The 20,471-nt window shown below is 67.5% G+C and carries 16 protein-coding genes and 1 pseudogene; 9 read left to right on the plus strand and 8 right to left on the minus strand.

All coding sequences use genetic code 11. The features are described 5' to 3' along the window. A pseudogene (locus ARC63_RS23745) lies at positions 1–191 on the minus strand (hypothetical protein); the annotation flags it as partial. Between the two features lie 197 nt (positions 192–388). Continuing rightward, positions 389–1,027, minus strand: coding sequence for a response regulator (locus ARC63_RS18775; protein WP_010487129.1), 639 nt, complete (start codon positions 1,025–1,027; stop codon positions 389–391). A 74-nt stretch (positions 1,028–1,101) separates the two neighbouring features. Here ARC63_RS18775 and ARC63_RS18780 point away from each other — a divergent pair, with 74 nt between their 5' ends. Further along, complete coding sequence (locus tag ARC63_RS18780; RefSeq protein WP_057504115.1) at positions 1,102–4,698, plus strand: ATP-binding protein; 3,597 nt, start codon at positions 1,102–1,104, stop codon at positions 4,696–4,698. On the opposite strand, the gene ARC63_RS18785 is transcribed toward ARC63_RS18780, so the two are convergent. Beyond that, positions 4,692–5,093 carry a c-type cytochrome gene (locus ARC63_RS18785; protein ID WP_019338385.1) on the minus strand — a complete coding sequence of 134 codons (402 nt, stop codon included), beginning with the start codon at positions 5,091–5,093 and terminating at the stop codon, positions 4,692–4,694. The two genes, ARC63_RS18780 and ARC63_RS18785, sit on opposite strands and share 7 nt — an antisense overlap. A gap of 65 nt (positions 5,094–5,158) precedes the next feature. Next, the gene (locus ARC63_RS18790; protein ID WP_019338386.1) at positions 5,159–6,835 is read right to left on the minus strand and encodes an electron transfer flavoprotein-ubiquinone oxidoreductase; all 1,677 of its coding nucleotides are present in this window, start codon (positions 6,833–6,835) and stop codon (positions 5,159–5,161) included. A gap of 257 nt (positions 6,836–7,092) precedes the next feature. On the opposite strand from ARC63_RS18790, the gene ARC63_RS18795 reads away from it, so the two are divergent. Then, on the plus strand, positions 7,093–8,256 hold the full coding sequence (locus ARC63_RS18795) for an acyl-CoA dehydrogenase family protein (protein ID WP_057504116.1): 1,164 nt from the start codon (positions 7,093–7,095) through the stop codon (positions 8,254–8,256). 300 nt (positions 8,257–8,556) lie between these two features. Here ARC63_RS18795 and ARC63_RS18800 read toward each other — a convergent pair whose 3' ends face one another. After that, entirely contained in the window at positions 8,557–9,036 is a 480-nt protein-coding gene (locus tag ARC63_RS18800; protein WP_005407625.1) for a tRNA (cytidine(34)-2'-O)-methyltransferase, read from the minus strand. A gap of 69 nt (positions 9,037–9,105) precedes the next feature. Beyond that, entirely contained in the window at positions 9,106–9,582 is a 477-nt protein-coding gene (locus ARC63_RS18805; RefSeq protein WP_010487121.1) for an XAC0231 family protein, read from the minus strand. Positions 9,583–9,997: 415 nt separating this feature from the next. Between ARC63_RS18805 and ARC63_RS18810 the strand changes: the two genes are divergently transcribed. The 4 genes from ARC63_RS18810 (at position 9,998) to ARC63_RS18825 (ending at position 15,517) form a co-directional block, all read left to right on the plus strand. Beyond that, positions 9,998–12,847 carry a M16 family metallopeptidase gene (locus ARC63_RS18810; RefSeq protein ID WP_057504117.1) on the plus strand — a complete coding sequence of 950 codons (2,850 nt, stop codon included), beginning with the start codon at positions 9,998–10,000 and terminating at the stop codon, positions 12,845–12,847. A gap of 202 nt (positions 12,848–13,049) precedes the next feature. Beyond that, on the plus strand, positions 13,050–13,367 hold the full coding sequence (locus tag ARC63_RS18815) for a DUF4156 domain-containing protein (protein ID WP_005407628.1): 318 nt from the start codon (positions 13,050–13,052) through the stop codon (positions 13,365–13,367). Between the two features lie 102 nt (positions 13,368–13,469). Beyond that, a complete protein-coding gene (locus ARC63_RS18820; RefSeq protein WP_010487115.1) occupies positions 13,470–14,486 on the plus strand; it encodes a 3-oxoacyl-ACP synthase III in 1,017 nt (338 codons plus the stop codon). A 140-nt stretch (positions 14,487–14,626) separates the two neighbouring features. Then, on the plus strand, positions 14,627–15,517 hold the full coding sequence (locus ARC63_RS18825) for an alpha/beta fold hydrolase (RefSeq protein ID WP_057504118.1): 891 nt from the start codon (positions 14,627–14,629) through the stop codon (positions 15,515–15,517). Between the two features lie 76 nt (positions 15,518–15,593). Here the strand turns inward: ARC63_RS18825 and ARC63_RS18830 are convergent, their stop codons facing one another. Beyond that, positions 15,594–16,025 carry a YkgJ family cysteine cluster protein gene (locus ARC63_RS18830; RefSeq protein WP_029380125.1) on the minus strand — a complete coding sequence of 144 codons (432 nt, stop codon included), beginning with the start codon at positions 16,023–16,025 and terminating at the stop codon, positions 15,594–15,596. A gap of 104 nt (positions 16,026–16,129) precedes the next feature. Here ARC63_RS18830 and oleC point away from each other — a divergent pair, with 104 nt between their 5' ends. From oleC to ARC63_RS22555, 3 genes are all read left to right on the plus strand, one after another. After that, on the plus strand, positions 16,130–17,788 hold the full coding sequence (oleC, locus tag ARC63_RS18835; protein ID WP_054170707.1) for an olefin beta-lactone synthetase: 1,659 nt from the start codon (positions 16,130–16,132) through the stop codon (positions 17,786–17,788). After that, a complete protein-coding gene (gene oleD, locus ARC63_RS18840; RefSeq protein ID WP_019338517.1) occupies positions 17,785–18,777 on the plus strand; it encodes a 2-alkyl-3-oxoalkanoate reductase in 993 nt (330 codons plus the stop codon). Before oleC ends, oleD begins: the two co-directional genes overlap by 4 nt. An 82-nt stretch (positions 18,778–18,859) precedes the next feature. Beyond that, positions 18,860–19,015: a DUF1328 domain-containing protein gene (locus ARC63_RS22555; RefSeq protein WP_004153593.1), complete on the plus strand. Its 156-nt coding sequence runs from the start codon at positions 18,860–18,862 to the stop codon at positions 19,013–19,015. 82 nt (positions 19,016–19,097) lie between these two features. On the opposite strand, the gene ddlA is transcribed toward ARC63_RS22555, so the two are convergent. Further along, positions 19,098–20,192 carry a D-alanine--D-alanine ligase gene (gene ddlA, locus ARC63_RS18845; protein WP_057504119.1) on the minus strand — a complete coding sequence of 365 codons (1,095 nt, stop codon included), beginning with the start codon at positions 20,190–20,192 and terminating at the stop codon, positions 19,098–19,100. Positions 20,193–20,471 lie beyond the last annotated feature (279 nt).

Below are 20,471 nucleotides of genomic sequence, written 5' to 3' on the forward strand. Positions count from 1 at the left end.
GGGGTCTGCATCGGGGCAACATCCTGTCGGGGCGCATTGGCAGCCTGCGCAGGAGCGCCGGGCTGGGAGGACGAGGGGGCCGGATCGGCGGCGCTGCAGGCGGCAGCGGAAAGAGAGACGAGCAGGCACGCCGCGAATGCGCGCAGGGGTCGCACCGGCAGGGTCCAACGTAGCTTGGGGGAATGATGCATGCGCCTCTCCATGGTCAGCGTTGCCGGGCCAGACGGCCGGCAGGAAACCGCACCCCATCCACCAGGGACGGGAGCGAGGACATGAGCCGGTCGATTCCTTCGACCTCGCATTGAGAACTCATGCCGGGCCATCTTGGCACAGATCGGCGGCGGGTCAAAGAGGGCGGTGGCAGATGCCCTTCTTTGTGATCTGGCTCTCAGATATTGCCGTCGCGCAGGTAATCGAACAGCTCGGCGTCGCCCTTCAGGCCCAGTTTGAGCATGGCGTCACCCTTCTGCCGGCTGATGGTGCTGACGCTCTTGTGCAGCTGCAGCGAGATTTCCTTCACGGTCATGCCGGTGCCCAGCAGCCGCAGCACCTCCACTTCGCGTGGCGACAGCGGCTTGCCGTCGCCCTCGCGCATGCGCCAGCTGCCGGCGGCCTCGACCCGCTCGCGCAGGCTTCGGCTGATGTAGGGCTGGCCCCGGTAGACCGACTGGATGGCCTGCGGCAGTTCGTCCATCGACGAACTCTTGTCGACCAGGCCGAGCACGCCGCTGTCGAGCACCATGCGCAGGATCGCCAGATTGTTGGAGACACTGAGCATCAGTACAGGCAGGTCGGGATGGCGCCGGCGGATCATGCCGATCATGGCGAAGCCGTCGGCCTGTGGGCTGCCGGGCATGGAGTAGTCGGTCACCAGCAGGTCGCAGGGCTGGCTGCCAAGCAGGGCCATCAGCGCCTGTGCACTGTCGGCTTCGCCGACCACGCGGCCAACCCCGCTCGATTCGATGACGGCGCGGGTACCGATACGGACCACCGGGTGGTCGTCTGCGATGATGATGCGCAAGCTCATGCTCTAGTATGACCACCGGGCAGGCCGGGCCGCGACCATCGCGGCTCCTGGCAGATTCTAGGAGATCGACGCCGATGCGTAGCTGGGCTGTTCGCGGGCTGGTCCTGCTGCTGGCCGTGCTGGCGTTGCCTGCAGCGCTGGCACAGGCGGTGCCTGGACCGTTGCCGCTCACCCCGCTGCAGCGCGAGTACGTTGCCGCGCATCCGAGCATCGTCGTGGGCCAGTATGACAGTGGCTGGCCGCCGTTCGAGTCCCTCCGTGATGGCCAGCAGGTCGGCCTCGGACCCGATTATCTGTCGCTTCTCGCCCGTCAGCTAGGCATGAAGGTCGAGGCGAGGCGCTATTCCGACTGGACATCCGTGCTGGACGCGGCATGTCGTGGTGAGATCGACGTGGTGATGAATGTCGGTCTCAGTGCCGACCTCACCCGCTGCATGGTCTATACCGCCGCCTATGGCGAGGCGCCGCTGGCCCTGGTGGGACGCCCGGATGACCTGCGTGCCTCCGACATCCCCGACCTGGATGGACTGCGGGTGGTGATCGAGCAGGACTTCCTGACCGGCCCGCAGGTGCGGGCGCGCTTCCCCCGGGCACGACAGCTTGTCGCAAACAGCTCGCTGGCGGCGCTGGAGATGGTCAGAGACGACAAGGCTGACGTTTACATCGGCAATGCGTACGTAGCCACCGAACTGATCGCCCGCGAGGACCTGCAGGGGGTCGTGCTGCTGCGCCCCAGCGATCTGCCGCCCGAACGGCTGCACTTCGGCATTCCCAACAGCAAGCAGCCGCTGGCCGAAGCGTTGGACCTGGCGCTGGCCGCGACCAGCCAGGCCCAGCGCGATGCGCTGGTGCAGCGCTGGCTGCCACCTCCGCGGTGGTCGGCATCGGCACAGCTGGCGCTGAGCCAGGCCGAGAAGCGGGTATTGGAGCAGCCGTTGAAGATCGGCTTCGCGCCGAACGCGGCGCCGCTGTCGTTCGCGGACCAGGATGGCAGACCCAGCGGCCTGGCCAGCGAATACCTGCGGCGTTTGCTGCAGGCCGGCGCCAACCTGCAGGTGGAAAACAGCCATGACTGGTACGAGGTGCGCGAGAAGGCACGCCGCGGCGAGCTGCAGGCGGTAATGGGCATTCCTGCCGATTCGCGCTACCTGGGCCCGGACTGGGTGTTCAGCCAGCCCTTCATCAGCGTGCCGAACGTGATCGTCAGCCAGCGTGACAGCCCGGCGCTGCTGGGCCTGTCCGACCTGCAGGGCAGGCGGGTGCTGCTGTCCGATCCGGAGCGTGTGCGTGGCTATGTGCTGCAGCAGGCACCGCAGGCCCGGATCATCGCGGCGCGCAGCGCGGAACAGGCCCTGCAGCGCCTGATCAATGGCGACGCCGATGCCTATGTAGGCAATCTGGCCGTGGTTGACCATCTGCTGCGCAGCCGCTTCCCGGGGCGCCTGCAGGTGGCCGCACCGGCTGGCTTCAACGATCAGCTGGTGCTGGCTGTCGAGCGCCGCCATGCCGCCCTGGCCACTACTTTCGACCGCCTGCTGCTGCAGATGACCCCACGCCAGCGCGAGGCCCTGCGCGGCGACTGGCTGGCCGTCGAATATCGCAACGGGCTCGACTGGACCCGCGTGGCGCGCTGGGGCGTGCCGCTGCTGCTGGTGCTGCTCACCGCGCTGCTGGTGCACGCCATCGGGCATTGGCGGCTGCGCCGCGAGGTGGCCGGGCGACGTCATCTGGAACAGCGCCTGGCCGAAGTCACCGACAACCTGCCCGCCGTGGTCTATCAGGCGCGCCGTGCGGCAGACGGAACCCTCAGCTTCCCGTTCATCGCCGGTGACCTGCAGGCGTTGTTCGGAATCAGCCGGCAGCAGGCCGAACAGGATGCAACGTGCCTGCTGGAGCGCATCGAGGAAGACGACCGCGAGCACATCCTGCATGCGGTCGAGCAGGCGGCGCGCCAGTTCGCACCGCTCATTCTGGAATTCCGGCTGCGACCTGAAGGTGCCGGCGCGCGCTGGGTGCGCAGCCAGGCCCATCCCTATGCGGCCGAAGCAGGTGCGGTGACCTGGAGTGGTTACTGGGTGGATGTCAGCGAGGCGCGTGCGCAGGCCGAGGCCCTGACTGCGGCCAAGGCCGACGCCGAACAGGCCGCGGAAGCGAAGTCGCGTTTCCTGGCAACCATGAGCCATGAGATCCGCACGCCGATGAGTGGCGTGCTGGGCATGCTGGAGGTGCTGGCGCATTCGCCGCTGGATGCCGAGCAGCAGCGCATCCTGGGGGTGATCGAGGATTCGGCGCAGATGCTACGGCAGATCCTCGACGACATCCTCGATTACTCGCGGCTGGAGGCCGGCGCGCTGTGCCTGGAACCGGTGCCGCAGCCGCTGCGGCCATTGCTGGAAAGCGTGTGCCGGTTGTTGTCGGCGCAGGCCAGTGCGCGTGAGCTGGACCTGCACGTGCAGATCGACCCGCAGCTGGCGGCCGCGCACGAAGTGGATGGTGTGCGCCTGCGTCAGATCGTGTTCAACCTGCTCAGCAACGCCATCAAGTTCACCGTGCGCGGCGAAGTGCGGCTGCAGCTGGAAGTGCTGGGGCCGACCGCCGAGGACGGCAGCCAGCCGCTGTGCCTGAGCGTCACCGACACCGGCATCGGCATCGCACCGGAAAAGCTGCAGCACCTGTTTGCGCCGTTCACCCAGGCCGGTGCGTATATCCAGCGCGACCATGGTGGTACCGGCCTGGGCCTGAGCATCTGCCAGCGCCTGGTGCAGATGATGGATGGCGAGCTGGAGCTGCACAGCACGCTGGGTGAGGGCACCCGCGCCGAGGTGCGGCTGTCGCTGGTGGAAGCCAGCAGTGGTGATGTTGAAGCGTTGGTCGCTGAGCAGGAACAAGCGGCGCTGCTGCCGCCGGCGCTGCGCGAGGCACGCGTGCTGGTGATCGAAGATCATCCGACCAACCAGGCGATGATGGCCTGGCGCCTGCAGCAACTGGGCGTGCCGCATGTGCTGGTCGGCGATGGCCAGCAGGGGCTGGATCGGTTGGCGTCGGAGTCGTTCGATCTGGTCATCACCGATTGCCGGATGCCGGTGCTGGATGGCTTCGCATTCACCCGCCTGCTGCGCGAACGCGAGGGCCGCAACGGCCAGCCGCGGCTGACCGTATTGGCGCTGACCGCCAGTGTGCTGGACGACGATGCGCGTCGTTGCCGTGAGGCCGGCATGGACGAAGTGCTGGCCAAGCCGTTGTCACTGGCCACGCTGCGTACCGCGCTGCTGCGCTGGTTGCCGCAGGCGCAGGGACAGTCGTTTGAGGAGCTGGCCGAGTCCGCTGCCGACGATGGTGGGACGCTGCCCGATCTGGACAGCCTGCAGCGGCGCTTCGGCTCGCGCGCGGTGGCCGAGCAGCTGCGCGACAGCCTGTTGCAGGCCAGCGAAGGTGATCTGGCGGGCGTACGGCGCGCCGTGCAGGCCGGTGACCGCATGTCTGCCGCACTGCACCTGCATCGCCAGGCCGGTGGATTGGGTGCGGTGGGGGCGACGGTGCTGGCCGGGCAGGCCAATGCCCTGGTCGAGCGCCTGCAGGACGCAGCCGAGACCGATCCGGAGCCGTTGTTCGAGGCGGTGGCGGGGTTCGTCGCGCGGCTGCAGCAGCAACTGCAGCGCCTGGCTCACTGAGCCGGCTGCTGCTGCAGGTAGGCGATCACCAGCGCGCGGCGTTCGGCGCTGGGGAAAGCGTTGTACATGCGCGTGCCGGGCACCACGTGGGTGGGCGACTGCAGGAACGCATCCAGGGTCTGCGCGGTCCAAGTGATGTCGGCGCGGCGCATGCCCTCGGAGTAGCCGTAGTCGGGCAGGCTGCCGGCGCGACGACCGATCACGCCGTGCAGGTTCGGCCCGAAGCGGTGGATGCCGCCGGGCTGTACGGTGTGGCAGCCGGCACACAGTTCAAACGCGCGCTGCATGGCCTGCTGGTGCGCCTGTTCCGGCGTGGCCGGAGCCGCAGGCGGGCGCTGGCAGGCCGTGGCCGCCAGGGCCACGACAACGGTGATGGGCAGGCAGAAAGCGCGCATGGGCGGGCAGGATAGCGACGCTGCGGGGCAGGCGGGCTGCGACACGCCGTCGCAGCCCGGAGCAATCACATGCCCGAATAGTTCGGGCCGCCGCCGCCCTGCGGGGTCACCCAGACGATGTTCTGGGTGGGGTCCTTGATGTCGCAGGTCTTGCAGTGCACGCAGTTCTGCGCGTTGATCTGCAGCCGCGCGCTGTCGGCTTCGCCGACGAACTCGTACACGCCGGCCGGGCAGTAGCGCGCTTCCGGACCGGCGTACTCGGCCAGGTTCACCTTCACCGGAATGCTCGGATCCTTCAGCGTCAGGTGGCTGGGCTGGTTCTCGTCGTGGTTGGTGCTGCTCAGGAACACCGAGCTGAGACGATCGAAGGTCAGCACGCCATCGGGCTTGGGGTAGGCGATGCGGGTGTGCTTGGACGCCGGTTCCAGGCAGACATGATCCGGCTGGGTGCGGTGCAGCGTCCACGGCGGATTGCGCACGCCCAGCTTGGGCAGCAGCCACTGCTCCACGCCGGTCATCAGCGTGGCCACGGTCTGGCCCTTCTTGAACCACTGCTTGAAGTTCTTGGCCTGCTGCAGTTCGGTGAACAGCCAGCTGGCTTCGAATGCCTTCGGGTAGGCGCTCAGTTCATCGTGCTGGCGGTCGGCGGCCAGCGCGTCGAACGCGGCGTCGGCGCACAGCATGCCGGTCTTGATCGCCGCGTGGCTGCCCTTGATGCGGCTGGCGTTGAGGTAGCCGGCCTCGCAGCCGACCAGTGCGCCACCCGGGAACACCGTCTTGGGCAGCGACAGCAGGCCACCGGCGGTGATCGCACGCGCGCCGTAACCGATGCGGGTGCCACCCTCCAGGTGCTTGCGGATGGACGGATGTGTCTTGAAGCGCTGGAATTCCTCGAACGGGCTCAGCCACGGATTCTTGTAGTCCAGGCCGACCACGTAGCCGATGGCGACCTTGCCGCCGTCGGCGTGGTACAGGAACGCACCGCCGTAGGTATCGCTGTCCAGCGGCCAGCCGGCGGCATGCACCACCAGGCCCGGCTCATGCTTGGCCGGGTCGATCTGCCACAGTTCCTTGATGCCGATGCCGTAGGCCTGCGGGTCCTTGCCTTCGTCCAGCGTGTAGCGGGCGATCAGCTGGCGGCCGAGGTGGCCGCGCGCGCCTTCGGCGAAGATCGTGTACTTCGCCTGCAGCGCCATGCCGCGTTCGAACGCCGGGCCGATGCTGCCGTCCTTCTCGATGCCCATGTCGCCGGTGGCCACGCCGATCACTTCACCGTTGTCGCCGTACAGCACTTCGGCGGCGGCGAAGCCGGGGAAGATGGCCACTTCCAGCGCCTCGGCCTGCTGCGCCAGCCAACGGGTCACTTCGCCCAGGCTGATGATGTAGTTGCCTTCGTTGTGGAAGCACTCCGGCAGCAGCGCGTTGGGCGTGCTGCGTGCGCCGGTTTCGCTGAGGAACAGGAATTCGTCGCGGGTGACCTTCTGCTTCAGCGGTGCGCCGCGCTCGGCCCAGTCCGGGAACAGTTCGGTCAGCGCGCGCGGGTCCATCACCGCACCGGACAGCACGTGGGCGCCTGGTTCGGAGCCCTTTTCCAGCACGCACACCGACAGCTCGCGGCCGGCTTCGATCGCGCGCTGGCGCAGGCGGATCGCGGTGGCCAGGCCGGCGGGGCCGGCGCCGACGATCACCACGTCGAACTCCATTACTTCACGCGGGGGCAGGGCGTTGGCTTCAGCGCTCATCGATTGCATGACTCGTGGGTAGGGCCGGCATCGGGGCCACCGGCGGTGCCTGGGAATCGCGCGTGCGGCCACGGGCGAAACGGTTGTTTGAATGTGTCAGGGTACCGGGACGCGCGTGATCGAGCTAGATAGACGCCGTTCACCGCACGATTGCTGCAGCGCAGCGTAGTGCCTCAGCCCTGGTGGGGGCTAACCCTGGTCGGCACGCGCTGCCCGGATGACCGACAATGGCCGGGTCCTGACTGCGTGTGAGTGCCATGGCTTTGCATCCGTACGATCTGTTCGATGTCCGTTCCCTGCTCAACGAGGAAGAGCGTGCGGTGCAGGAGAGTGTCGCCCGCTTCACCAACGAGCGCGTGCTGCCGATCATCGGCGATGCCTTCGACCAGGCCCGTTTTCCGTCTGAACTGGTGCCGGAGATCGCGTCACTGGGCCTGCTGGGTGCAACGCTGCCGACCGAGTACGGCGGCGGTGGCCTCGGCGCGGTCAGCTACGGCCTGATCTGCCAGGAGCTGGAGCGCGGCGATTCGGGCCTGCGCAGCTTCGTCTCGGTGCAAAGCTCGCTGTGCATGTACCCGATCTACGCCTATGGCAGCGAGGAACAGCGCCAGCAGTGGCTGCCGGCGATGGCGCGCGGCGAGCTGATCGGCTGCTTCGGCCTGACCGAGGCGCATGGGGGTTCCGACCCGGCCAGCATGAAGACCCGCGCTGTGCGCGACGGCAGTGACTGGCGCATCAGCGGCAGCAAGATGTGGATCACCAGCGGCCCGGTGGCCGATCTGGCCATCGTCTGGGCGCAGACCGAGGACGGTATCCAGGGCTTCGTGCTGGAGAAGGGCATGGCTGGCTTCACCACGCAGGAAATCAAGCACAAGATGAGCCTGCGCGCCTCGCTGACCGGCGCGCTGTTCTTCGATGACGTGCGCGTGCCCGACAGCCACCGCCTGCCGAACGTGAAGGGCCTGAAGGGGCCGCTGGGCTGCCTGACCCAGGCCCGCTATGGCATCAGCTGGGGCCCGATCGGCGCGGCGATTGCCTGCCTGGATGAAGCGCTGGGCTACGCCAAGGAGCGCGTATTGTTCGGTCGCCCGCTGGCGGCGACGCAGAGCGCGCAGATCAAGCTGGCCGAGATGGCCCGCCGCATCACCACCGCCCAGCTGCTGGCCCTGCAACTGGGCCGGCTGAAGGAAGCCGGCCAGCTGCAGCCGCAGCAGGTCAGCCTGGCCAAGTGGAACAACTGCCGCATGGCCATCGACATTGCCCGCGAGTGTCGCGATCTGCTGGGCGGAGCGGGCATCACCACCGAACACGTGGCGATCCGGCATGCGCTTAACCTGGAATCGGTGATCACCTATGAAGGCACCGAGACCGTGCACCAGCTGGTGATCGGCCGCGAGCTGACCGGTATCAACGCGTTCTGAAACCTGGTTCCGGTGGGTGCCAACCTTGGTTGGCACATCTCTCCAGAAGTTTCTGCAGCCCACTGGAGCTGCCTTTGGTAGGTGCCGACCTTGGTCGGCACATTCCTTCGGCGCGCGACCGGGCATCGGTGCGGACCAAGGTCCGCACCCACCAGAAGCAGCCCACAGCCACCGGAAGTTCTCAGCAGTCCCCTGGACCTGCCTTTGGTGGGTGCCAACCTTGGTTGGCACATTCCTTCAGCGCGCGGCCAAACATCTGTGCGGACCAAGGTCCGCACCCACCACAAGCGGTCTGCGGCGTTACGCGCCGCCGGCAAACCCGTGCTGGCGCCAGGCCTCGTACATCACCACGGCAACGGTGTTGGAAAGATTGAGGCTGCGGTTGTCCGGCCGCATCGGCAGGCGCAGGCGGCGGCCATCGGGCAGGGCATCGAGCACGTCCTGCGGCAGGCCGCGGCTTTCGGGGCCGAACAGGAATGCATCACCGTCTTCAAAGGCCACGCTGTCATAGCGGACGCTGGCACGCGTACTCAGGGCGAACAACCGCTTCGGTGCTATCCGCGCCAGCGCGGTATCCAGGTCGGGGTGCACCTGCAGGCGTGAATACTCGTGGTAGTCCAGCCCGGCGCGCTTGAGCTGCTTGTCTTCCAGTGCGAAGCCGAGCGGCTCGACCAGGTGCAGCTGCGCGCCGGTGTTGGCACAGAGCCGGATCACATTGCCCGTGTTGGGCGGGATTTCCGGTTGGAACAGGATCACGTGGAACTGGGGCGCGGCATTCATCGGCGCAGTGTACCTGCGACGGCGGCCGCCTTTACGGCGCACGCCCTGCACTGGGCAGGGCGGCACCGCTTACGGGCGCAGCAGGACCTGGGCGGTTTCGGTGGCCAGGGCCTGCAGGTCGGCGGCGCTCGGACGCACCTGCAGGGCCGGCAGGTTGACGATGACCGAGTGGGCAACGTTGGTGGCGGCGGCGGCCAGGGTGGCGGCGTAGCGCTGGGCTTCCAGTTCGGCGGCCAGGGCGACGCGCTGTTCCAGGCTCGGGCGCACTTCCACCGAGGCCAGGGTGGTGATCGGCATCGCGGCCGCAACCGGGGCGGCGACGTAGCCGCTGCGCTCGGCCAGCTGGTCGGCGCTCGGGCGCACTTCCACGGTGGCCAGGGTCGGGATGCCGCTGGCCTGTTCCCAGGCCTGCTGGGCCAGCTGGTCGGCGGCCGGGCGGACCTGCACGGTGGACAGCGTCTTGATGGATTCGGAGGCCTGCACCGACGAAACAACCGCGGTGCCGGCGATCAGGGCGATGGCGATGGCAATGGTCTTGGCGTTCATGACGGGGCCTGTTTAGTGTTGGTGAGCAGTGGTGTGGTAGTAAGGTAGTACACCAATTCTGGGGATGCAAGGAGAATCTTCAATTTCCTGCATTTGTTCAGTCTTCAGTCAGCTTTCGTCTGAAGCCCTTCCTGGCGCAGGAAGTACCAAGCAATCCCCGTGCCAACTTTTAGTTGTTGATTTATAAGGATTTTATGTTCATCGAAAAGTGTCCGGTGGGCGGACACCTGTCCATTCGATGCGCCGCGGACACTGTCCGGACGTTCCTGGCGGGCGCATGTGACGGGTCAGGCAGGGCAGATCGGCACCGCGGATGGGGCACAGGGGCAAACACCCCCAGTGACTGCTGGCCGATTCCTGCCGCTGCGTGCGCAGGCTAGGATCGGGGTTCACCTATGTGACCAAGGATCCGGATATGTCTCTCGCCCTTCGCCCGCGCGCTGCACTGCTGGCCGTCGCCCTCAGCACCGCCCTGGGCACGCTTGTGCCTTCCCATGCGCTGGCGGCCAAGCCGGCCGCACCGGCGAAGGTCGATATCCCGTATGAGCAGTTCACCCTGCCCAACGGCCTGCGCGTGATCGTGCATACCGATCGCAAGGCGCCGATCGTCGCGGTCAATGTCTGGTACCACGTGGGCAGCAAGGACGAGCCGGCGGGCCGTACCGGCTTCGCGCACCTGTTTGAACACCTGATGTTCCAGGGCAGCGAAAACCACGACGGCGAATTCTTCGAGCCGTTCAAGCAGGTCGGTGCCACCAACCAGAACGGCACCACCAATACCGACCGCACCAACTACTTCGAGAACGTGCCCACCACCGCGCTGGACATGGCGCTGTGGATGGAATCGGACCGTATGGGCCATCTGGTCGGTGCGATCGACCAGGCGGCGCTGGACGAGCAGCGTGGCGTGGTGCAGAACGAGAAGCGCCAGGGCGAGAACCAGCCCTACGGCCAGGCCTGGGACCAGCTCAACAAGGCGCTGTACCCGGTTGGCCACCCGTACCACCACGGCGTGATCGGTTCGATGAACGATCTGAACGCGGCGTCGCTGGATGACGTGAAGAGCTGGTTCCGCACCTGGTACGGCCCGAACAACGCGGTGCTGGTGCTGGCCGGCGACATCGACCTGGCCACCGCCAAGGAAAAGGTCGGCAAGTACTTCGGCGCCATCCCGGCCGGCCCGACCATGGCGCAGCCGGCCGTGAACGTGGCCAAGCGCAGCGCCGACACGCGCGAGACGATGACGGACAAGGTGCCGCAGGCGCGCATCTACCGCGCCTGGAACGTGCCGCAGGTCGGCACCACCGATGTCGATCAGCTGCAACTGTTCGCGCAGGTCCTGGGCGGTGCCAAGTCCTCGCGCCTGAGCCAGCGCCTGCAGCACCAGGACAAGCTGGTGGACAGCATCGCGTCGGGCCTGTCTACGTCGCAGCTGGGTTCGAACTTCGTGATCATGGCGACGGTCAAGCAGGGCCAGGACCCGGCCAAGGTCGAGAAGATCATCGACGAGGAACTGGACCGCCTGATCAAGCAGGGCCCGACCGCGGCCGAGCTGGAGCGCGCCAAGACCAGTGCCCGCGCCGGTTTCATCCGCGGCATCGAGCGCATTGGTGGCTTCGGCGGCAAGGCCGATGCACTGGCGGAGTGCGCGGTGTTCACCGGCGACCCGGGCTGCTTCCGCACCTCGCTGGCCAACATCGAGAAGGCCAGTGCTGCTGATCTGAGCCGGCTGGGCGCGCAGTGGCTGGACACGGGCAGCCACACCCTGGTGATCGCACCGGGTGAGCGCGTGGCGCTGAAGGAAGACCCGAGCCAGGCGCCGAAGCCGTTCAACGTGCCGGCGGTGGACCCCAAGTATAGCACCCTGCCCGAGCAGGTCGACCGCAAGGCCGGCGTGCCGCAGACCCGCGAGTTCCCGCAGTTGAAGTTCCCGGCGCTGCAGCGCGCCACGCTGAAGAACGGCACCCAGGTGATCCTGGCCGAGCGCCACGAGATTCCGGTGGTGCAGTTCAGCTACCAGTTCCCGGGCGGCTTCAGCGCCGACCAGGGCCGCAAGCCGGGCACCGCCAACTTCACCATGAGCCTGATGACCGAAGGCGCCGGCAAGCTCGGCTCGCTGGCCTTCGCCGATGCCGCCGACGCACTGGGTGCCAGCCTGGATGCCTCGGCCGGCCTGGATTCGATGAGCGTGGACCTGTCGGCGCTGAAGGAAAACCTTGCACCGTCGCTGGCGCTGTACCGCGACCTGCTGCGTGAGCCGCGCTTCGAGCAGGGCGAGATCGACCGGGTCAAGGCGAGCTGGATCGCCGGCATCCAGCAGGAGAAGGTCAACCCGGGTGCGGTGGCGATGCGCGTGCTGCCGCCGCTGCTGTACGGCAAGGGCCACCCGTATGCCATTCCGTTCACCGGCAGCGGTGACGAAGCGGCGATCAATGGCCTGACCCGCGAAGACCTGGTCGACTTCCACCACGACTGGCTGCGCCCGCAGAACGGCACCCTGATCGTGGTCGGTGACACCACCCTGGCCGAGATCGTGCCGCTGCTGGACAAGCAGCTGGGCGACTGGAAGGCCAGTGGCGACGCCCCGCAGGTGAAGGCGGCCACCGACGTAGCGCTGCCGAAGGGCCCGCGCGTGTTCCTGATCGACCAGCCGGGCGCGGTGCAGGCCAACCTGTTCGCCGGCCAGGTGGTGGCGCCTTCGAGCGCTGCCAGCTCGACCCGCTTCGACATCGCCAACGGCGTCATCGGCGGTGACTTCACCTCGCGCCTGAACATGAACCTGCGTGAAGACAAGCACTGGTCGTACGGTGCACGCAGCAGCGCGGTCAACTCGGTGGGCCAGCGTCCGTGGATGGCCAGCGCGCCGGTGCAGATCGACAAGACCGGTCCGGCGATGGCGGAAATGCGCAAGGAAATCGCCGCGTTCGCCGATGGCAGCAAGCCGGCCACCGCCGACGAGGTGAACCGCATCCGCAACATCCAGACGCTGAGCCTGCCCGGTGCCTACGAGACCGCCAGCGCGGTGGCGTCGACCATCGGTTCGATCGTGCAGTTCAAGCGCCCGGACGACTACGTGCTGCGCCGCAAGGCCGAGATCGAGGCGATGACCCCGGCGCAGGTGCAGCAGGCCGCTGCCGAGATCAAGCCGCAGGCCCTGACCTGGGTGGTGGTGGGTGACCTCAAGCAGACCGAAGCGGCCGTGCGTGCGCTGAACCTGGGCGAGGTGACGGTGATCGATGCCGAAGGCAACCCGGTCAAGAAGTAAGGGATGTGCCTGCCCGCCTCGGCGGGCAGGCCTCCTGTGGTAGCGCCGGGCCATGCCCGGCGGTTTTTCGGCGGCCAGCGAGGCCGCGCTGCGCGCTCGCCGGGCATGGCCCGGCGCTACCGGGGGATCCGACCCCACCCCCGGCTACCCCCGATTCAGGCTGTTCAGGCAGAATCCCCCCATACCCTTCCAGGATCTGCCCATGCGCGTTCTGCTGCTTTCCTCCCTGCTGCTCACCGTCACCGCCTGTACCTGGGTGCCGATCGAACCGGCCGGCAAGGCGACCCGCGTGCTGCCGGCAGGCCCGGTTCCCGCCGGCTGCATCGCCAAGGGCGAGGTGGTGGTCACCGTGAAGAGCAAGGTCGGCTTCTACAACCGCAACCCGCTGCGGGTGCAGGAAGAGCTGGAAACCCTTGCCCGCAACGAGGCCCCGAGCGCCGGCGCCAATGCCGTGCAGGCCGCTGCGGCCCCGGCCGATGGCAGCCAGCGCTTCGCCGCCTTCCAGTGCCCGCCGCGCTGAACGCTTCACCATACGGGCAAGGCTGAATTCGTAAAGATGCGGTGAAAGCCCGGGGGTTATAGAATAGCGCCCCCTTTTGCCTGAGCCTTGGCGCTAACCTCGATGCTCTTCAAGAATGTCTCGATCGCCGGCCTGGCACACGTCGACGCGCCGCATACGCTGACGACCAAGGAAATCAACGAACGCCTGCAGCCGACGTTGGATCGCCTCGGTATCCGCACCGACGTGCTCGGCGATATCGCCGGCATCCATGCCCGCCGCCTGTGGGACAACGGCGTGCTGGCGTCGGACGCCGCCACCATGGCCGGCCGCAAGGCACTGGAAGACGCGGGCATCACCGCGACCCAGGTCGGCCTGCTGGTCAACACCTCGGTCAGCCGTGACTACCTGGAGCCGTCCACGGCCTCCATCGTGTCCGGCAACCTCGGCGTCAGCGACGAATGCATGACCTTCGACGTCGCCAATGCCTGCCTGGCCTTCATCAACGGCATGGATATCGCGGCGCGCATGATCGAGCGCGGTGATATCGACTACGCGCTGGTGGTGGATGGCGAGACCGCCAACCTGGTGTACGAGAAGACCCTGGAGCGCATGACCGCCCCGGACGTCACCGCTGACGATTTCCGCAACGAGCTGGCGGCGCTGACCACCGGTTCGGGTGCTGCGGCCATGGTGATGGCGCGCTCGGAACTGGTGCCGGACGCCCCGCGCTACAAGGGCGGCGTGACCCGCTCGGCCACCGAGTGGAACCAGCTGTGCCTGGGCAACCTGGACCGCATGGTCACCGATACCCGCCTGCTGCTGATCGAAGGCATCAAGCTGGCGCAGAAGACCTTCAGCGCCGCCAAGATTGCACTCGGCTGGGCCGTGGAAGAGCTGGACCAGTTCGTGATCCACCAGGTCAGCCAGCCGCACACTGCCGCGTTCATCAAGAACTTCGGCATCGACCCGAAGAAGGTCATGACCATCTTCGGCGAGCACGGCAACATCGGCCCGGCCTCGGTGCCGATCGTGCTGAGCAAGCTCAAGCAGCTGGGCAAGCTGAAGAAGGGCGATCGCATCGCGCTTCTGGGCATTGGTTCCGGCCTGAACTGTTCGATGGCTGAAGTGGTCTGGTAAGCAGCCCGCTGCCCGACCTCCTGTAGAGCCGAGCCATGCTCGGCTCACGCGCGCAGCGCGGCTCTTCCGCAGCGGACCGGAGAGCAGCCGAGCATCGGCTCGGCTCTACACCGCGCCGCGATTCTCCTTAGGTGCTCCGCATGCGCGATCTCCCCGGTTACCCCGCCTACCCGCAGCGCTTCGAAGTGCGCCCTGGCCTGTCGATGAACTATCTCGACGAAGGCCCGCGCGACGGCGAGGTGGTGGTGATGGTGCACGGCAACCCGTCGTGGAGCTATTACTGGCGCACGCTGGTGGCTGGCCTGTCGGACACGTACCGCTGCATCGTGCCGGACCACATCGGCATGGGCCTGTCGGACAAGCCGGACGACAGCCGCTATGAGTACACGCTGCAGTCGCGCGTGGACGACCTCGATGCGCTGCTGAAGCACCTGGGCATTACCGGCCCGGTGACCCTGGCCGTGCACGACTGGGGCGGCATGATCGGCTTCGGCTGGGCGCTGTCGCACCACGACCAGGTGAAGCGCCTCGTGGTGCTCAACACCGCCGCCTTCCCGATGCCGGCCGCGAAGAAGATGCCGTGGCAGATCGCGCTGGGCCGCCACTGGAAGATCGGCGAGTGGATCATCCGCAGCTTCAACGCATTCTCGTCCGGCGCCTCGTGGCTGGGCGTGGAGCGGAAGATGCCGGCCGACGTGCGCCGCGCCTACGTGTCGCCGTACAACAGCTACGCCAACCGCATCAGCACCATCCGCTTCATGCAGGACATCCCGCTGTCGCCGGCCGACAGGGCGTGGTCGCTGCTGGAGCGTGCCGGCAAGGCGCTGCCGTCGTTCGCCGACCGCCCCGCCTTCCTCGGCTGGGGCCTGCGCGACTTCGTGTTCGACCACCACTTCCTGAAGGGTTTCCAGGCCGCGCTGCCGAAGGCCCAGGTGCATGCCTTCGAGGATGCCGGGCATTACGTGCTGGAAGACAAGCACGAGGTGCTGGTGCCGGAGATCCGGGCGTTCCTGGACAAGAACCCGATCTGAGAAGTGTGCCGACCAGCGGTCGGCACCCACACGTGGAAGGTATGGGGGGGTGCCGACCGTTGGTCGGCACACCGGATTATGCGGCGACCGGCGCCTGCGGCGGCGAAGAAGGGCTGTTGCCGTTGTCGTCGGGATGATCGTCATCATTGTCGGCGTCATCGCGCCAACGCCAGTCGGCCAGCGTCAACGGATCCAGGCCATAGGCGATGCGCGCCTTGTCGCACTGCGGGCTGGCTTTGCCGTACTCCCACGATGCATCCACCTCACGGCACACGCTGGGCCGGTTGGGGTGGATGGTGCAGCGTGAATACACGCCGATCTGCGCATCCAGCGCCACGCAGCGCACCGGCTTGGAATGGGTGCCACGCATGCACAGGCGATGCGGGTCCAGCACTTCGGTGAGCTGGTGTGGCACGCCGCCGGGGGTGACCTCGTCTGATTCCATCCAGTGGAAGGCCACGCGGTATTGGGTGCAGCAGGCGCCGCAGGTCATGCAGGGATGTTGCATGGGCAAGCCGCCTCGGGCGGCAGTCGGAATCAGGAACGAGGGTGCGGATTTTCCACGAAGTGGGGCGCCGCGCAAGAAATTCCGTAAGCGGCGACAATGAACGGATGAACCGACCCTGCAATATTGCGGCCCGTTTGCCTGAACTGGCGCGTGAACGCCCCGACCAGATTGCTATCCGCTGCCCCGGCCGCCGGGGCGCCGGCAACGGCATGGCCGCCTACGACGTCACCCTGGATTACCGCCAGCTGGACGCCCGCAGCGACGCCATGGCCGCCGGCCTGGCCGGCTACGGGATCGGCCGAGGGGTGCGCACGGTGGTGATGGTGCGGCCCTCGCCGGAGTTCTTCCTGTTGATGTTCGCCCTGTTCAAGCTGGGCGCGGTGCCAGTGCTGGTCGATCCGGGCATCGACAAGCGCGCGCTGAAACAGTGTCTGGACGAGGCGCAGCCGGAAGCCTTCATCGGCATTCCGCTGGCCCATGTGGCGCGGCTGGTGCTGCGCTGGGCGCCGTCGGCGGCGCGCCTGGTGACCGTCGGCCGCCGCCTCGGCTGGGGCGGAACCACCCTGGCCGCGCTGGAGCGCGCCGGCGCCAACGGTGGGCCGATGCTGGCCGCCACCGATGGCGAGGACATGGCGGCGATCCTGTTCACCAGCGGCTCCACCGGCGTGCCCAAGGGCGTGGTCTACCGCCATCGCCACTTCGTCGGGCAGATCCAGCTGCTGGGCAGCGCCTTCGGCATGGAAGCGGGCGGGGTGGACCTGCCGACCTTCCCGCCGTTCGCGCTGTTCGATCCGGCGCTGGGCCTGACCTCGGTGATCCCGGACATGGACCCGACCCGGCCGGCGCAGGCCGACCCGGCGCGCCTGCACGACGCCATCCAGCGTTTCGGCGTGACCCAGCTGTTCGGCTCGCCGGCGTTGATGCGGGTGCTGGCGAAGCATGGCCGGCCGCTGCCGACGGTGACCCGGGTGACCTCGGCCGGTGCGCCGGTGCCGCCGGACGTTGTCGCCACCATCCGCAGCCTGCTGCCGGCCGATGCGCAGTTCTGGACGCCGTATGGCGCCACCGAGTGCCTGCCGGTGGCGGTGGTCGAGGGCCGCGAGCTGGAGCGCACCCGTGCTGCTACCGAAGCAGGTGCCGGTACCTGCGTGGGCAGCGTGGTTGAGCCGAACGAGGTGCGCATCATCGCCATCGATGACGCGCCGCTGCCGGACTGGTCGCAGGCACGCGTGCTGGCCACCGGCGAGGTCGGCGAGATCACCGTAGCCGGGCCGACCGCCACCGACAGTTATTTCAACCGCCCGCAGGCCACGGCGGCGGCAAAGATCCACGAGACGCTGGCCGATGGCAGCACGCGCGTGGTCCATCGCATGGGCGACGTCGGTTACTTCGATGCGCAGGGCCGACTGTGGTTCTGCGGGCGCAAGACGCAGCGCGTGGAGACCACGCGCGGACCGCTGTACACCGAACAGGTCGAGCCGGTGTTCAACACCGTGGCCGGGGTGGCGCGCACGGCGCTGGTCGGTGTCGGCGCCCCGGGTGCACAGGTGCCGGTGCTGTGCGTGGAACTGCAGCGTGGCCAGGCAGACAGCCCGGCGCTGCAGGAAGCGCTGCGTGCGCATGCCGCAGCGCGCACGCCTGAGGCCGGCCTGCAGCACTTCCTGGTGCATCCGGCGTTCCCCGTCGATATCCGTCACAACGCCAAGATCGGCCGCGAGAAGCTCGCCGTCTGGGCCAGCGCCGAACTGGAGAAGCGCGCATGAAGATCCTGGTCACCGGTGGTGGTGGTTTCCTTGGCCAGGCGCTGTGCCGCGGGCTGGTCGAACGTGGCCACCAGGTACTGGCGTTCAACCGCAGTCACTACCCGGAGCTGCAGGCGATGGGTGTGGGCCAGATCCGTGGAGATCTCGCCGACGCGCAAGCGGTGCTGCACGCGGTGGCCGGCGTCGATGCGGTGTTCCACAACGGTGCCAAGGCCGGCGCCTGGGGCAGCTATGACAGCTACCACCAGGCCAACGTGGTCGGCACCGACAATGTGATCGCCGCCTGCCGTGTGCATGGCATCAGCCGGCTGGTCTACACCTCCACGCCCAGCGTGACGCACCGTGCCACCCATCCGGTGGAAGGCCTGGGCGCCGATGAAGTGCCTTACGGCGAAGATTTCCAGGCACCGTATGCGGCGACCAAGGCGATTGCCGAACAGCGCGTGCTGGCGGCCAACGACGCCTCGCTGGCGACGGTGGCGCTGCGCCCGCGCCTGATCTGGGGCCCGGGCGACCAGCAGCTGGTGCCGCGCCTGGCCGAACGTGCACGGCAGGGCCGCCTGCGTCTGGTGGGCGATGGCAACAACAAGGTGGATACCACCTACATCGACAACGCCGCGCTCGCACACTTTCTCGCTTTCGAGGCATTGGCGCCGGGGGCCGCGTGTGCGGGCAAGGCCTACTTCATTTCCAACGGCGAACCGCTGCCGATGCGCGAGCTGGTCAACAAGCTGCTGGCCGCCGTTGGTGCGCCGACGGTGGACAAGGCGATCAGCTTCAAGGCCGCTTACCGCATCGGTGCGCTCTGCGAGCGCCTTTGGCCGCTGCTGCGCCTGCGCGGCGAGCCGCCATTGACCCGCTTCCTGGCCGAGCAGCTGTGCACGCCGCACTGGTACAGCATGGAGCCGGCACGCCGTGACTTCGGCTACGTGCCGCAGGTCAGCGTCGAAGAAGGGCTGCGCAGGCTGAAGGCTTCATCTGCTGCATAGATCGCCGTCACTGGCTGCACACCGCCAGATCGGGAGGATGGACCCACGCCATCCAACGGCCCGGACATCTGCGAGGAGCGCCATGCTGCATTACGCCGTCATCTTTTTCGTCATCGCCATCATCGCCGCCGTGCTCGGCTTCTCCGGCATTGCCGGCGCTGCCAGCAACATTGCCTGGATCCTGTTCGTTGTGTTCCTGGTACTGGCAGTGATCTCGATGTTCCGCAAGCGCGGGTAGAAGACCGCAGGGTAGTGCCGGCCGCTGGCCGGCACGCCCTCTTTGTAGCGTCGAGCATGGCTCGACGCTACACACAGCGCCGCTACACGGCGCTGTGCAATCCGCGATCGGCTTCATGACGCTCCAGCGCCAGTTCGATCAGCCGCGTGATCAGCGTGGTGTAGTCCACACCGCTGGCGCCCCACAGCTTCGGGTACATGCTGATGCGGGTGAAGCCCGGCAGCGTGTTGACCTCGTTGATGACGATCTCACCGTCTGCGGTGAGGAACACATCCACGCGCGCCATGCCCGCACACTCCAGCGCCTGGTAGGCCCGCAGCGCGGTCTGCTGGATGCGCGCCTGGGTTGCAGCATCGATATCCGCCGGCACCACCACCTCGGCGCCGTCGGCGTTGATGTACTTGGTGTCGTAGGCGTAGAACTCGTCGTGCACCACCACTTCCCCACACAGGCTGGCCTGAGGATGTTCGTTGCCCAGCACCGCGCACTCGATCTCGCGGCCGACCACCGCCGATTCCACCAGCACCTTGTGGTCGTAGCGCAGCGCCAATGCCAGCGCCTCGGCGAAGCCCGCTGCATCCTTGACCTTGCTCACCCCCACCGACGAACCCTGGTTGGCCGGCTTCACGAACAACGGCAGGCCGAGCTGCGCGATCACCGCATCGACATCGACTGCCGCCGCCTGATGGCGACGGATGCACAGCCACGGTGCCACCTGCAGCCCGGCGTCGCGCAGCAGGCGCTTGGTCACGTCCTTGTCCATCGCCACCGCCGAGCCCAGTACCGGTGAACCGACGAAGGGCAGGTTGGCCATGCGCAGCAGCCCCTGCAGCGCACCGTCCTCGCCCAGCGGCCCGTGCACGATCGGCAGCACCACATCGATCTGGCCGAGCGCGCTGGCCGCATCGGACGGCTGCAGCTGCGCCTGCTCGGCGCCCGGGCGCACCGCCAGCGACGTACCGGACCGATGCAGGGCGATGCGCGACGGATCATCGGCATTGATCAGGAAGGTATCCGGCTGGCTCAGATGCCACTGGCCCTGCTTGTCGATACCGACCAGCACAGGCTCGAAGCGCTCGCGATCGAGCGCATCGAGGATGTTCTTCGCCGACTGCAGCGAAACTTCGTGCTCGGAAGACTTGCCACCGAAGATGATGCCGACCCGGGTCCGTGCCATGGGGAATGCGATGTCCTGTGCGTTGCGTGGCCTCATAGCATGAACCTTCATCGGCCTTCCGCGTGAGGCACAGATGAACCAGAAATCCATCCACGCATGGCGTGGATCTACCGTGTCGACCAAGGTCGACACCCACCACAGCAACACAGAAAGCCGCCCTGGCAGCGGCGGGAAACTGTCGAAGGCGGGGTGGGTCCGGTTGTGGGGGTGTCCGCGGCATGGATGCCGCGGCCAAGCCCCCACGGATGGGTTTACGGCGTCCCCCGCAACCGGACCCAT

This window comes from Stenotrophomonas geniculata ATCC 19374 = JCM 13324, from assembly GCF_001431625.1.
In the GTDB taxonomy this organism is placed as follows: domain Bacteria; phylum Pseudomonadota; class Gammaproteobacteria; order Xanthomonadales; family Xanthomonadaceae; genus Stenotrophomonas; species Stenotrophomonas geniculata.

Coding starts and splice junctions, on each gene's coding strand:
- ARC63_RS18830 (WP_029380125.1), bottom strand. CDS start 16,025: ATGCAACATCCCTGCATGACCTGCGGCGCCTGCTGCACCCAATACCGC.
- ARC63_RS18820 (WP_010487115.1), top strand. CDS start 13,470: ATGCTCTTCAAGAATGTCTCGATCGCCGGCCTGGCACACGTCGACGCG.
- ARC63_RS22555 (WP_004153593.1), top strand. CDS start 18,860: ATGCTGCATTACGCCGTCATCTTTTTCGTCATCGCCATCATCGCCGCC.
- oleD (WP_019338517.1), top strand. CDS start 17,785: ATGAAGATCCTGGTCACCGGTGGTGGTGGTTTCCTTGGCCAGGCGCTG.
- ARC63_RS18805 (WP_010487121.1), bottom strand. CDS start 9,582: ATGAACGCCAAGACCATTGCCATCGCCATCGCCCTGATCGCCGGCACC.
- ARC63_RS18795 (WP_057504116.1), top strand. CDS start 7,093: ATGGCTTTGCATCCGTACGATCTGTTCGATGTCCGTTCCCTGCTCAAC.
- ddlA (WP_057504119.1), bottom strand. CDS start 20,192: ATGGCACGGACCCGGGTCGGCATCATCTTCGGTGGCAAGTCTTCCGAG.
- ARC63_RS18785 (WP_019338385.1), bottom strand. CDS start 5,093: ATGCGCGCTTTCTGCCTGCCCATCACCGTTGTCGTGGCCCTGGCGGCC.
- ARC63_RS18815 (WP_005407628.1), top strand. CDS start 13,050: ATGCGCGTTCTGCTGCTTTCCTCCCTGCTGCTCACCGTCACCGCCTGT.
- ARC63_RS18775 (WP_010487129.1), bottom strand. CDS start 1,027: ATGAGCTTGCGCATCATCATCGCAGACGACCACCCGGTGGTCCGTATC.
- ARC63_RS18790 (WP_019338386.1), bottom strand. CDS start 6,835: ATGAGCGCTGAAGCCAACGCCCTGCCCCCGCGTGAAGTAATGGAGTTC.
- ARC63_RS18825 (WP_057504118.1), top strand. CDS start 14,627: ATGCGCGATCTCCCCGGTTACCCCGCCTACCCGCAGCGCTTCGAAGTG.
- ARC63_RS18810 (WP_057504117.1), top strand. CDS start 9,998: ATGTCTCTCGCCCTTCGCCCGCGCGCTGCACTGCTGGCCGTCGCCCTC.
- ARC63_RS18800 (WP_005407625.1), bottom strand. CDS start 9,036: ATGAATGCCGCGCCCCAGTTCCACGTGATCCTGTTCCAACCGGAAATC.
- oleC (WP_054170707.1), top strand. CDS start 16,130: ATGAACCGACCCTGCAATATTGCGGCCCGTTTGCCTGAACTGGCGCGT.
- ARC63_RS18780 (WP_057504115.1), top strand. CDS start 1,102: ATGCGTAGCTGGGCTGTTCGCGGGCTGGTCCTGCTGCTGGCCGTGCTG.